Origin of the sequence: Georgenia sp. M64, assembly GCF_038049925.1 — a bacterium.
Lineage (GTDB): Bacteria > Actinomycetota > Actinomycetes > Actinomycetales > Actinomycetaceae > Georgenia.
In genome coordinates this window covers 2,877,162-2,889,352 of sequence record NZ_CP145809.1, presented here as the reverse complement: position 1 = coordinate 2,889,352, position 12,191 = coordinate 2,877,162, and the positions used below count along the sequence as shown (strand labels likewise).

The window sequence follows — 12,191 nt, the reverse complement described above, 5'->3', positions numbered from 1 at the left end:
CGTGGACTCCCAGCTGCTGCTCGAGTTCGCCGCCCTGCCGGGCGGGACGAGCCTTGTCCGCCGGCGGTTCTCCTGGCCGTTCTTCGTGGCCCGGGAACTCCGCTCGCGGGAATTCCCCGAGGCGTCCGTCGTCACGCTGCAGAGCGCGTCGGGCACCCTGAACAGCGGTGACCGGACGACGGCGCGGTTCGTCGTCGGTGCGGGCGCCCACGCCATGCTGCGCTCGCAGGGAGCGCCGTCCGTCCACCGTGCCACGGGTGACGCAGCCGCGGCTGAGGTTACCGACGTTCTGGTGGGTGCCGCCGGAGTGTTCGACCATGTCCCGGAGCCGCGCATCCTCTTCCCCGGAGCGATCTACGAGCAGACGACGACGGTGCGGTTGTCCGACGGCGGACGCGCGCTGCTCGGTGACGCCGTGATCGCCCTGCAAGGCGAGTCGGGCCGGTCGTTCCGGCGGTACACGAGCGAGCTGCGCGTCTATCTGGGGGATGAGCTGGTCGTCCACGACACGAACTCGACCGGTCCCTGGGACCGCATGCCGGGCAGGGTCGCCCGCTTCATCGCGGTCGGCCAAGTCGTCGCGATCGCCGAGCCCGGGTGCCGGCTTCCCATCGTGGGGCCTGAGTTCGGCGGCAGAGATTGCTACATCGCCGGGATGCGACTGCCGAACGACGCCGGTGTCCTCGTCCGAATCGCGGCGACGAGCGGACGCGAGCTGCGCGAGGTGGCCGAGCGCGTCGCCGCGGCGATGCGGGCCGCCCTGGCGCGGCCCCCCAAGCCGGCCGCCGCGACAGCCACCCGGGGGACGTCGGTCCTCGCTGCGGTGGGGAGGTCCGCATGAGCACGTCGGAGATCCAGGTCCCGACCGGTCGCCACCTCGACCCGAACAGCACCGTGAGTGACCTCCTGCCTGCGCTGCCAGCACCGCGAGAGCATGACGTCGTGGTCGTGGGTGACACCGGCGTCGATCTCATGGTGCGGGTCGACGCCCTGCCCGGCCGCGATGAGAAGGCGATCGGCGAGCACCTCGGTGTCTTCGGCGGTGGCATGGGCGCGAATTTCGCCGTCGCGGCCACCCGCGCCCTTCCCGGCGCCCGGCTCGCCCTCGTCTCACGCGTGGGCTCGGACGCCTTCGGGCGTCAGTGCCTTGCGGACCTCGAAGCGCGCGGCGTTGACACGCGGCACGTCCACGTCGAGCAGGGGGGTGTCACGTGGTGGTGCGCGGTCGCGCTCGACGCCACGGGGGAAAAGGCGCTCCTCGGCGCGCGCACACCCGCGTCGCTGCCCAGGCGCACCGACGTTTCGCTCGACCTGTTGCAGGGCACACGTTTGCTACACGTCCTAGGCGACATCTCGTTCTCGGCGGAACTCATCGACATTGCCCGTCTGCACGGCGCACTCGCTAGCGTCGACATCGAGGGGAGTTTCGTCCGGGACGATACCGCGCGGGCGCGGCAGCTGGCGACGGACGCCGACATCGTCGTGACCAACGCCGGCGGCGCGCGCGGGCTCACCGGATTCGAAGACCCCGCTCTGGCCGCGGCGGACATGCTCCGCGTCGGAGTCCCCGGACGGGCTCGCCTGGTCGTCCTCACGCTCGGGTCCGGCGGGGCGCTCGTCGTCCACGGGGACGGCACAGGCGCGTGGCGCGCGCTACGGCAGCCCGCTCGGCCCGTAGGCGTCGTAGATTCCACGGGCGCGGGCGACTCGTTCGCGGGGACGTTCGTGGCCTGTCTCCTCGCCGGTCACCCGATCGGTCCGACGATGGCGAGGGCGGCGGAGGCCGCCGCCGTCACCCTCGGCGTCGTGGGCTCGCGGGGTGCCCTCTTGACCACAGCCTGACCTTACCTCTGGAGGTACAACGTCATGACCAGCCCCACTGACACCCTGATCGTCCCGGGTTCGGCGCCCGGACGTGCGGCGCTCGAGGACCGCATCCACGGCTCCCTCGCGATGGCCGTCATCGGTGACGCCCTCGGCGCCCCGACGGAGCAGCGCAGCATCGACCAGATCCGCGCCCGGTTCGGCGGCCGGGTCGAGCGGTTCCACGCCCCGCCCCAGGACTCGCCGTTCGCGAAGGGCCGCGCGGCGGGGCAGTTCACCGACGACTCGAGCCAGATGATCTTGCTTGCGGAGGCCTTAGTCGCGGGCGGCGGGACGATCACCGCACGTGCTGTAGCGGACATGCTGATCGAGTGGTCGGGCAAGCCGGAGTACTTTCCTCACTTTGCAGGTCCGAGCACCCGCCGGGCGATCGCCGCGCTGAAGGGGGGTGCGGACCCTGAACTAGTCGGGGCGCAGGGCGTCGAGACGACCGAAGGGGCGTCCAACGGCGGGTCGATGCGAGTGGCACCCGCTGGCCTCGTCTGGCCTGGGGACCCCGCGGCCGCGGTCGAGGAGGCGGCGACGACTTGCCGCCCGAGCCACTTCACGAGCGTCGGCGTCTCGGCGGCGGCTGCGGTCGCCGGCGCGGTGTCGGTGGCGTTGTGCGATGGTGTCACCATCATCGACGTCGTGCGAGCGGCGGTGTGGTCCGCGGAGCGGGGGGCGGCGATCGGTGCCACGCGAGGCCGCGAGGTCGCCGGTCCGTCCGTCGCCCGCCGGATCGAGCTCGCCGCCGAGATCGGGGCGAGCGCGTCGTCGCTGGACGTCGCGACGCGGCGGATCGCCGACGTCATCGGGGCGGGCCTGCCGGCCGCCGAGGCCGTCCCGGCAGCAATCGGACTGTTTGTCGCCGCCGGTGGTGACCCGTGGTGGACCGTGGTCGCAGGGGCCAACGTGGGCGACGACACTGACACGGTCGCCTGCATGGCGGGCTCGATTGCCGGCGCCCTGCACGGCATCGCCGGAGTGCCGCGGGACCGCTACGCCGAGGTCCAAGTCGCCAACGGCGTGGACCTCGCGGACCTCGCGCGTCGCCTGACCGTCGTGGCGCACCTTCCCGTCGGTTGACTCGAATGGGCCCGGTAGTTAGGCCCTCGCGGCGGGTGAGCCCTGGGCACTTCGTGCCGACATGACTTCTTCTGTGGCGCTGCGTCAGTCCGGTAGGCGCGGCAGGTGCCATGATGTTGCGCAACATATTGCGCGTGAGTGCGCGCAGATCGGCGCGTAGGGGGCGGCATGGGACAGGCGGACGGGGGCAGGCGCGTGAGTTATCGCGCACTCGCCAGCACGGCGGGTGTGTCGGTGTCGACGATCTCCCGATACCTTGCCGGACAACTCCAGCTGACCGCTGAGACCGAGGCGCGCGTACGCGCCGCCATCGAGGAGACCGGGTTCCTGCCGAGGGCGTTGACCATGCCAAGGAACGGGAACCGCAGGACGACCGGCATTGTCGTGCCCCACCTTGGCAACTCCTACTACGGACGCCTAGCGGAGAGCCTCGTCCGCGCCGCCGACGCCCAGGGTCTCTCTGCCATCGTCACCAGCACCATGGATAACCCGCACAAGCAGTTCGACTACGTGTTCCTCATGGAGGAGTTCGGGGTGAAGGGGATCCTGTATGCCGGCAACTACCGCACCAACGCCGCCCTTGCCCACGCCATCGGGGAGGGCATTCCGATCGTCGTGGTCGACGAGGAAATCGGGATGCTGCCGCCTGTTGACGCCGTGCTCGTCGACGACTACGCGGGGGCGTTTCAAGCCACGACGTTCCTGTGCTCCCAAGGGCACCGGTCCTTCGCATTCCTTGGCGGCCCGGCGAGCTTGCGCTCCACGCAGGAGCGCAAGCGGGGGTTCGACGACGTCCTGCGACGCCACGGCATCAACCCCGATGATCAAGTGACGCTCCTCGGCTCATTCACCGAGGAGTTCGGAGTGGCCGCGATGTCCCGCGTCTTCTCGTCGGAGGTGCAGTGCACCGCGGTCTTCGCGGCGAGCGACGTGATCGCGCTGGGCGTCTTGCGCGCAGCGGCCAGTCTCGGGCTGTCCGTCCCGGATGACTTCTCCCTCGTCGGGTTCGACGATATCCCCGAGGCCCGCCACGTCACGCCGCAGCTCACCACTGTGCGGACGCCCCTGGACCTGATGGCCAAGACGGCCGTCACCGCGCTGACGGAGCGCATGGAGGGGCGGGGCGAGGAGCCGCGCACCGTACAGGTCCCGGTGACCCTCCAGATCCGGGAGTCCGTGCGCTCGGTCGTGTGACACGGTGCGGGGCGCGCCGCCGTACGGGGCTGACCAACGAGTCCGCGCATCGCGCCTTGGCGCGCTCCTTCTGCCGGGCTGGTGCGAAGAGTCGTCATATTCCGTGGCGACCCGTTGTCGCGACGTCTGCAGCAGACACTGTTGCGCAACGTTGTTGACGACGTAGCGCAGCGTTGCTAAGTTCCTCGCACACCGACTTCGCTGGAGGCGACATGGCCCGCATTACACAGATTCCAGAGCCGAACATCGGCCTGCCCACGACCAGGCCCTATGTGCCCGTCACGCGCTTCCTCGAGCGGCGCTCGCTGGCCATTGAGGCCATGCAGCGGCACGGGCTCGAGGCTCTAGTCGTGTACGGCGACCGGGAGCACGCTGGGGACCTGCACTTCCTCACCGGTGTCGACCCTCGGTTCGAGGAAGGCGTCTTCATCCTTCTCCGCACCGGTGACGCGACTGTCTTGCTCGGCAACGAAAACCTCGGGTACGCGCCGGACCCCGAGCTCGGCATCCGCGTGCTGCTGTATCAGGAGTTCAGCCCGCAGGGGCAGTTCCGCCACAAGCCGGTCCAGCTCGCCGACCTTCTGACGTCGGCCGGCCTCGAGCGCGGGGTGAGGACGGGCGTCGCCGGCGCCAAGAGCCTCGGCGTGGGGTTCATCGCGGACCCCGCGAAGGCGTTCGGCGTGCCGTCGTACCTGGTCGACACGCTTCGCGCGCTGGTCGGCGAGGAGAACCTCAGCAACGCGCAGGACATGTTCGTGCACCCCGAGCACGGGCTCCGCACCCACAATACGGTGCACGAGATCGCGGAGGCGGAGTACGCGTCAGCCTTTAACAGCGCCAGCGTGAATGCCGCGACGCGAGGTCTGGGGGTCGGAGTCCGCGCGGATGAGTTGGCCGGGTCGCTTTTCGACGGCGGCATCGCGCATTCGGTCCACTTCATGGTCAACTTCGGTCTGAAGACCGCGCGGGGCCTGTCCTCGCCGACGGACCAGCGCGCGCAAAAGGGCGACGCATACCAGATTGCCCAGGGTCTCCGAGGCTCGCTAACGTGCCGCTCCGGCATGATCGCGGGCTCCGCCGCCGACCTCAATGCCGACGTCGCGTCGTTTTTCGAGGCGGCGACGCTGAACTACTTCGACACGATGCTGGCGTGGTATGGGGCCGTCCGCATCGATGCCACGGGCGGCGACGTGTTCGCGGCGGCCGACGCCGCGCGTGACCCGGAGCTTTTCGAGTTCGCCCTCAACCCGGGGCATACGCTCGGGTTCGAGGAGTGGCTGCACTCGCCCTTCGAGGCCGGCAACACGGCGAAGCTCGCGAGCGGGGTGCTCCTGCAGGGCGACATCATCCCCGCCGCGAAGGGCCCCCACGTGGGCATCAACATCGAGGACGGCCTAGCGCTCGCCGATGAAGCCCTGCGAGACCAGTTCGCCGGGCTATACCCGGAAGCCCAGGAGCGGGTCGAGCGGCGTCGCGAGTACGTCCGGGAGGTCATCGGCCTGGAACTCGACCCGTCTGTGCTGCTGCTGAGCAACACGCCGCTTTGGCACGCCCCTTACGCGCTCGATCGCTCGAGCGCGCTGACCGCATGACCAGTTCGCTTTGCGTGGCCGCAGGTGGTCGCGTCTGAGACAAGGTTCCAGCATGGGTGACCGATCGCCCCCTGAAACCACCGCATGTCCCCGCACACCGTCCAGTTGATTTAGTTCAGTTGATGCAAAGGAGCACGACCACCATGTCAACGACCCACTTCCTCCGCAGAGCAGCCAACTCGACGTCCCGGCGCTCGCGTTTGCGGACCGCGGCTTTCCCTGTGGCCGCCTTCCTGGCCCTCAGTCTGGCCGCCTGCGCTCCGACGACACCGGCGGAGCCGACCGGGGCGCCGGGCGCGAGCGATGGCGGCGGCGAGAGCGACGTCCGGGTCGCCTTCGTCTCGCAGATTGAGGGCATCCCCGTGTTCGACGCCTTCAATCAGGGGGCCTCTGCCGAGGCGGACCGCTTGGGCATCACTAGTCCGAGAATGTGGTGACTTCGCGCGGGTGGCTAGCCGGTGGTTCAGGCGGCGGGTTCGAGGGTGACTTTGTAGCCGAGGGATTCAAGGTCGCGGACGTGGCTGCGAACGCGGCGGTTGTTGTTGATGTGGGTGTCGTAATAGTCGACGCCGAGGTCTCGGAAGCGGGTGGTTGGATCGGCGAGCAGGTGCCAGATGATCACCAGGATCGACCTTGCGATCGCGACGATTGCCTTCTTCTTGCCTATTCGGCGTGCCAGTCGGCGGTAGCGGGCACCGAGGAAGGTCTTGGTGCGGCCGACCGCGACGGCGATCTCACCGAGGACCCGGGCGAGGTATCGGTTGCCGCGCCCGGTTCTGGTGGTGCCAACGATCTTCCCGGCGGAGACGTTGACTCCGGGGGCGAACTTCGCCCAGGAGACAAGGTGTCCTGGGGTGGGGAACCTGGCCATGTCCAGGCCAATCTCGGCGATGAGCGCGCAGGCGGCCGCGATCCCGATCCCGGGGATCTCGTCCAGCCGTTGGAGGGTGTCGCCGACGAACGGGGCCAGGTGTTCGGCGATCTTCTTCTCGACCTCGGCGATGTCGGCGTCAATGGTCTGGACCCGGTGGAGCATCTTGGCCAGCAGGAAGGCGTGGTGGTCGGTGAAGTGCCCGGTCAGGGCCTCTTGGAGCTGAGCGGTCTTGCGGCGCATCGGTCCGCGGGCGAGGTCGGCGAGCACGGCGGGGTCGCGCTGGCCGGCGATCAGCGCGGCCATCATCGCCCGCCCGGAGACTCCGAAGAGGTCGGAGACGACGACCGAGACCTTGATCTGGGCGTCCTCGAGGAGCTTCTCGGCGCGTTGCTTCTCCGCGGTGCGTGCCTCGATTAGGTCGACCCGGTATCGGGTCAGATCACGCAGCTGACGGATCTCCACCGGCGGGACGAATGAGGGGCGCAGCATCTGGCGTTCGGCGACCTTGCACAACCAGACCGCATCGAGCCTGTCGGTCTTGGGTCGCCCGGGCAGGTGCTTGACATCGCGGGCGTTGACCAGCCATGTCTGCATCCCGGTCTGCTCGAGCAGGTAGAACGGCGCCTTCCAGTAGTCCGACGTCGCTTCCATCACCACCCGGGTCACGCCGACCTCAGTCAGCCAGTCGCCCAGCGCGAGCAGCTGCTCGGTCATGGTGGAGTACCGGCGCACCTCTTGCCTGCGGCGCCGACCCGGGGCTGGTACCCGCACGCAGCACACCACTTCGGCCTTGCCGATATCGAGCGCCGCGACTCGTTCGATGATCTCGTCCTCATCGGCCGCGATCTCCATTGCCGCCACCTCCCCAGGCTCCCAGTACCCGTGCTGAACCGGTCGCCCGTGGGAGCTGAAGGGGAGAAGGAAACTAGTCCTCGTGCTCGAAGCGACAGTGAAGGGCCCACAGCACAGCCCCCGCGCCCGACTTACACACGGTCTCAAGGGGCCATGGGATGACGACGTCAACGGGCGACCGGAGCACCATTCTCAGCCCGCCAGGGCGCTCACGCCAGGGAGCAGAAGGACTTACACGCAGGGTGGGCCGGCGACGGTCGACGCGACAGAGCAACTGCGCATCTTCGAGAGTTTTGTGCAGCAGGGCTACGACGCCGTCTCGGTTTCGGCGCTTGACCCCCGGTCCCTCGACCCCGCCATCTCGGCCGCACGCGAGAAGGGGCTCGTCGTCATTACGTCCGACAGCGACGCGCCGGACAGCGAGCGGCAGGTCATGGTGCAGCCGGCGAGCTTCGATGAGGTCGGCAAGGCCCTCGTCGACCAGCTCGTGGAGGCGATCGGGAGCGAGGAGGGGGAGTACGCCATCGTCTCCGGCGCGCCGGACTCGCCGAATATGAACGGCTGGATCGACGCAATCCATGCCTATGCCGCCGAGACGTACCCGGGCCTGGAGATGGTCGGCGGCGTCCGGTACACCGCTGACACCGCGACCGCCCTGAAGGAGACACAGGATGTCCTGACGGCGTTTCCTGACCTCGCCGGCGTGCTGTCCATCCCGTCTAGTGCCCTGCCCGGGGTCGCCCAGGCCGTCGAGACATCCGGCAAGTCCGGTGAGGTGCAGGTCGTTGCCGCAACGAGCCCGCTCACGGCGCGTAAGTTCCTTGAGAGTGGGACCGTGTACTCGACGGTGCTGTGGAACATGCTCGACCTCGGCGCGCTGACCGTGTGGGCGATGAACGAGCTCGTCGAGGGCCGTGAGTTCCAGGCCGAGAACACCGTCCCCGGCATCGACGACCCAGTGATCTACGACGAGTCCACCGGTGAGCTCTTCCTCGGGCCGGCCATGGTCTTCAACAAGGAGAACATGGATGACTATGAGTTCTGAGCCGGTTGGCCGCCCGACCGCAGCGTCCCGTCCCGTCCGTCGCGAGAAGGGGGGAGCGCCATGGCTGCGGTGCGGCTAGAGGTCCGAGGGGTCTCCAAGAGTTTCGGGGCCACGAGGGCTCTAGACGACGTGTCGTTCTCGCTGAGGGGCGGGGAGCGCCTCGCCGTGCTCGGCGAGAACGGCGCCGGCAAGTCGACCCTCATCAAGGCGATCGCGGGCGTTCACCCGCCCGACGGCGGCGGCCTGCTGCTCGACGGGGACGAGTACGCGCCGAGGTCTCCGGCCGAGGCACTGGCCGCAGGCGTGAGCATCGTGTACCAGGAGCCGTCGTACTTCCCCAGGCTCAGCGTCCTGGAGAACCTGTTCGTGGGACGTGAACTTGCGAGTCGGACCGGCGTCCTCCGCTGGCGCGAGGTGCGTCGTCAGGCGGAGCAGCTGTTCCGCAGGCTCGAGCTCCCGACGTCGCTGCTGGACCGGCAGATGGGGGACCTGCGGCTCGCGGAGCAGCAGCTCGTCCTGATCGCCCGGGCCGTGGACGTTCAGGCGAAGGTGCTCATCCTCGATGAGCCTACGTCGATCCTCACGGATGCCGAGGCGTCCAGACTCTTTGCGGTCGTGCGGACCCTCGCCGACGAGGGTGTGAGTGTGCTGTACATCACACATCGGTTCGACGAGCTGTCCAAGGTCGCCGACCGGCTCATCGTCCTGCGGGACGGCCGCCTAGTGGGTGAGCTGCCGGTGACCGCCCATCACGACGAGATCGTCACGATGATGATGGGCCGGGAGATCGACAGCTCCGTCGTCCGCCCGCCGGAGAGTCCTGGCGAGCAGGTGCTCGAGTTGCGTGGCTACTCGGTCGGCGGCCTCGTGCAGGACGTTGACCTTGAGGTGCGCGCCGGCGAAACCGTGGGTCTGTACGGCCTCGTCGGTGCCGGACGCTCCGAGCTGGCCATGGGCCTGCTCGGTCGGCTGCCGACGACCGGCGGGACCGTGAGCTTGAACGGCTCGCGGTTTTTTCCAAGATCACCGGGTCATGCGATCGCAAGCGGCGTCGCCTACCTGCCCGAGGATCGGAAGACGCAGGGCATCTTCCCGTATATGAGCGTCGCGACGAACCTGAGCGCGTCGGTGCTGCCACGCCTCACGAGCGTCGCCGACTTCATCCGGGCGCGACGCGAGCGCCAGGTAGTAGCCGACTGGATCCAGCGTCTGCGCATCAAGACATCGCGTCCGAACGCACCGATTACGTCCCTGTCCGGCGGGCACCAACAGAAGGTGATTCTGGCCCGGCAGCTGTCGGTCCAGCCCAGCCTGCTCATTCTGGACGAGCCCACCCGGGGCATCGACGTCGCCACCAAAGTCGACGTTCAGCGCCGAATCATCGAGTTCGCCCGGAAGGGCATGGCGATCCTCGTGATCTCGAGCGAGCTCCCGGAGCTGCTCGCCGTCTCCGACCGAATCCACGTGATGCGCGGCGGACGGATCGTCGCGTCTCTGACTGGCGACGAGATGACCGAGGAGCGGGTCCTGAGGGCCGCTGTGGGGGTGCAGCATGTTGCTTGAACGTCTCGACCGTACCTCGGAGCGCCCCACCCTCTCGGTGGACGACCGAGTCATCCGGGTGGTCCGGGAAGGCCTGGTGCCTGTCCTGCTCGTCATCGAGATCGTCTTCTTCAGCCTGGCGACGCCCGGCTTCGCGGCGGCCGACAACCTCGCGAATATCGCCGTCAACGCCTCGGACATCGGGCTCGTGGCGGCCGGCGTCACCCTCGTGGTCCTTGTCGGCGGGATCGACGTGTCCGTGGGCAACATGGTCGGTGTGGTGGCATGGGTCGCCGTGAGCCTCGCGACGAGCGGCGTGCCGCTGTACGTGGTCGTGCCCGCGGCGGTGCTCCTCGGGGCGATCCTCGGGCTCGTCAACGGCTCGATCGTCGCGCTCGGCAAGGTGGCGGCCATCATCGCGACGCTTGGCACCGCGGCAATCTACCGGACGGTCCTGTTCCTCCTGTGGGACAAGACGGATCTCTTCACTGGCCCAGTAGTGCCAGGGCTCGGCCCTCTCTCGCGGATCGGGCCCGTTCCGACAGTCACCCTGCTGACTGTAGGCGTGTTCCTCGTGCTCGCATGGGTGCTCCGCAACACGGTCTTCGGCCGGCGGCTGTACGCGATAGGCAATGACCCGGAGAGTGCACGGCTGCTGGGCGTGCCCGTCCAGCGCACCGTGCTCTTCGCGTACATCATCGTGGGCGTGCTGGTCTCGCTCGCTGCGATCGTGTACTCGGGGCGTCTAGGTGTTATCCAGTCGAACGCGGGCAACGATCTGACGCTACCCGCCATAGCGTCCGTCCTGCTGGGCGGCACGAGCATCCTCGGCGGATCGGGTGGCGTGCTGCGGACTCTCACAGGTCTGACCTTCATCGCCGTCCTCCAGAACGGCATCGTGCTGCTGGGCGTCCCGTCCCTGCTCAGCGGCGTAATCGTCGGCTCCGCTCTCATCCTGGCGGTGGCCACGGACGTCCTAACCCGGCGCCTGATCGACGCGCGTAGGAAGGAAGCGGTATGAGGGTGTCATCCATTTTCGGGGCGAGGCCCCGAGGTATCTCGATGGCGGATCGCCGGGTGGTCCTGACCGTCCTCCTTGTGGTGGCAATGGTGGCCATGAGCGCGTTGTCGCCGTACTTCTTCAGTGTGGACAACCTCCTCTCTATGACCCAGTTCGGCGCTCTTGTGGGACTGCTCGCTCTCGGTCAGGCGATGGTCATCCTCGGGGGCGGCGGCGGGATCGACCTGTCGGTCGGCTCCACGCTGAGCCTAAGCGGCGTGGTCATGGGCGTCGTGGCTCAGGACGCCGGAGCCAGCCCGTGGCTCGCCGCCTTCGTGGCACTGATCGCCGGCGTGCTCCTGGGGTTAATAAACGGGCTCCTCGTCACGGTCGTTGGCATCCCGGCCTTGATCGCAACACTGGGCACGCTATTCCTCTACGGCTCGCTTGCGATGGTTCTGACGGGTGGCGGGCAGGTCGGTGGGATGGACAGGGACGGCTTCCGATTTCTCGGGAACAGCACGGTCTTCGGGGTCCCGACTCAGGTGCTGCTCGTCCTCGTCCCGGCCTTCCTCGTCATCGGTGCGGTGCTGGCTTGGACGCGGTACGGCCGGCGGGTCTACCAGGTGGGCAACAACGAGGAAGCGGCGGCTCTCGTGGGGATCGACGTCCGCCGGATCCGCCTGTCCCTCTACTGCACCAGCGGGCTGCTGGCCGCGGTCGCTGCGGTCGTTAGTAACGCGTGGCTCCTCACAGCACGCCCCGCGGCCGGCTTGAACCTCGAGCTGCAGGCGGTGACGATCGCCGTGCTGGGCGGGATCCACATCTTTGGTGGACGAGGACGGCTGGGCGGCGTCGCTCTGGCGGTCCTGCTCGTCATCGTTCTGAACTCCGGGCTCCAGCTCGCCGGGTTCTCGCAGACGGTACAGGCCGGCGTGCTGGGAGCCCTGCTTGTCCTTTCGGCGCTCATGTCGAGCCTAGGTGACGCGAGGCTGGGGGGGAGGCCGCGACGGAGGGACGCAATCGCGTGAGCGGCGTTGGGTCGGGCACAACGGGATCTGGTCCGGGGGCGAGTGAACCGAGTCCGATCCGGGCCAGTGGCGTACGGAGGGTGCGGGGTCGTGACCGGCACTCGAAGCG

At 68.5% G+C, this 12,191-nt stretch carries 11 protein-coding genes; 10 read left to right on the top strand and 1 reads right to left on the bottom strand.

Translation table 11 applies throughout. The features are described 5' to 3' along the window. Position 1 precedes the first annotated feature (1 nt). The 6 genes from AAEM63_RS12990 to AAEM63_RS12965 all read left to right on the top strand — a co-directional run bounded on the left by AAEM63_RS12990 (position 2) and on the right by AAEM63_RS12965 (position 6,175). Positions 2-841 (top strand): urease accessory protein UreD, encoded by an 840-nt coding sequence (locus tag AAEM63_RS12990; RefSeq protein WP_341358676.1) that lies wholly within the window; start codon positions 2-4, stop codon positions 839-841. Next, positions 838-1,842, top strand: coding sequence for a carbohydrate kinase family protein (locus AAEM63_RS12985; RefSeq protein WP_341358675.1), 1,005 nt, complete (start codon positions 838-840; stop codon positions 1,840-1,842). Before AAEM63_RS12990 ends, AAEM63_RS12985 begins: the two co-directional genes overlap by 4 nt. Positions 1,843-1,866: 24 nt before the next feature. Next, complete coding sequence (locus AAEM63_RS12980; RefSeq protein ID WP_341358674.1) at positions 1,867-2,952, top strand: ADP-ribosylglycohydrolase family protein; 1,086 nt, start codon at positions 1,867-1,869, stop codon at positions 2,950-2,952. A 168-nt stretch (positions 2,953-3,120) separates the two neighbouring features. Next, positions 3,121-4,146, top strand: coding sequence for a LacI family DNA-binding transcriptional regulator (locus tag AAEM63_RS12975; protein WP_341358673.1), 1,026 nt, complete (start codon positions 3,121-3,123; stop codon positions 4,144-4,146). A gap of 212 nt (positions 4,147-4,358) precedes the next feature. Then, positions 4,359-5,738: a hypothetical protein gene (locus tag AAEM63_RS12970; protein WP_341358672.1), complete on the top strand. Its 1,380-nt coding sequence runs from the start codon at positions 4,359-4,361 to the stop codon at positions 5,736-5,738. Between the two features lie 221 nt (positions 5,739-5,959). Continuing rightward, complete coding sequence (locus tag AAEM63_RS12965) at positions 5,960-6,175, top strand: hypothetical protein (RefSeq protein ID WP_341358671.1); 216 nt, start codon at positions 5,960-5,962, stop codon at positions 6,173-6,175. 26 nt (positions 6,176-6,201) lie between these two features. Here the strand turns inward: AAEM63_RS12965 and AAEM63_RS12960 are convergent, their stop codons facing one another. Further along, positions 6,202-7,464, bottom strand: coding sequence for an IS110 family transposase (locus AAEM63_RS12960; RefSeq protein WP_341358670.1), 1,263 nt, complete (start codon positions 7,462-7,464; stop codon positions 6,202-6,204). 82 nt (positions 7,465-7,546) lie between these two features. Between AAEM63_RS12960 and AAEM63_RS12955 the strand changes: the two genes are divergently transcribed. The 4 genes from AAEM63_RS12955 to AAEM63_RS12940 all read left to right on the top strand — a co-directional run bounded on the left by AAEM63_RS12955 (position 7,547) and on the right by AAEM63_RS12940 (position 12,082). Further along, positions 7,547-8,509, top strand: coding sequence for an autoinducer 2 ABC transporter substrate-binding protein (locus AAEM63_RS12955; RefSeq protein ID WP_341358669.1), 963 nt, complete (start codon positions 7,547-7,549; stop codon positions 8,507-8,509). A gap of 129 nt (positions 8,510-8,638) precedes the next feature. After that, positions 8,639-10,072 (top strand): sugar ABC transporter ATP-binding protein, encoded by a 1,434-nt coding sequence (locus tag AAEM63_RS12950; RefSeq protein WP_341358668.1) that lies wholly within the window; start codon positions 8,639-8,641, stop codon positions 10,070-10,072. Between the two features lie 37 nt (positions 10,073-10,109). Continuing rightward, complete coding sequence (locus AAEM63_RS12945) at positions 10,110-11,072, top strand: ABC transporter permease (RefSeq protein WP_341358667.1); 963 nt, start codon at positions 10,110-10,112, stop codon at positions 11,070-11,072. After that, complete coding sequence (locus AAEM63_RS12940) at positions 11,069-12,082, top strand: ABC transporter permease (RefSeq protein ID WP_341358666.1); 1,014 nt, start codon at positions 11,069-11,071, stop codon at positions 12,080-12,082. Before AAEM63_RS12945 ends, AAEM63_RS12940 begins: the two co-directional genes overlap by 4 nt. The last annotated feature ends 109 nt before the right edge of the window (positions 12,083-12,191 follow it).

Excerpts from the sequence above, each read along its gene's own strand:
- AAEM63_RS12970 (WP_341358672.1), top strand. The coding sequence starts at position 4,359 with ATGGCCCGCATTACACAGATTCCAGAGCCGAACATCGGCCTGCCCACG.
- AAEM63_RS12960 (WP_341358670.1), bottom strand. The coding sequence starts at position 7,464 with ATGGAGATCGCGGCCGATGAGGACGAGATCATCGAACGAGTCGCGGCG.
- AAEM63_RS12975 (WP_341358673.1), top strand. The coding sequence starts at position 3,121 with ATGGGACAGGCGGACGGGGGCAGGCGCGTGAGTTATCGCGCACTCGCC.
- AAEM63_RS12980 (WP_341358674.1), top strand. The coding sequence starts at position 1,867 with ATGACCAGCCCCACTGACACCCTGATCGTCCCGGGTTCGGCGCCCGGA.
- AAEM63_RS12940 (WP_341358666.1), top strand. The coding sequence starts at position 11,069 with ATGAGGGTGTCATCCATTTTCGGGGCGAGGCCCCGAGGTATCTCGATG.
- AAEM63_RS12985 (WP_341358675.1), top strand. The coding sequence starts at position 838 with ATGAGCACGTCGGAGATCCAGGTCCCGACCGGTCGCCACCTCGACCCG.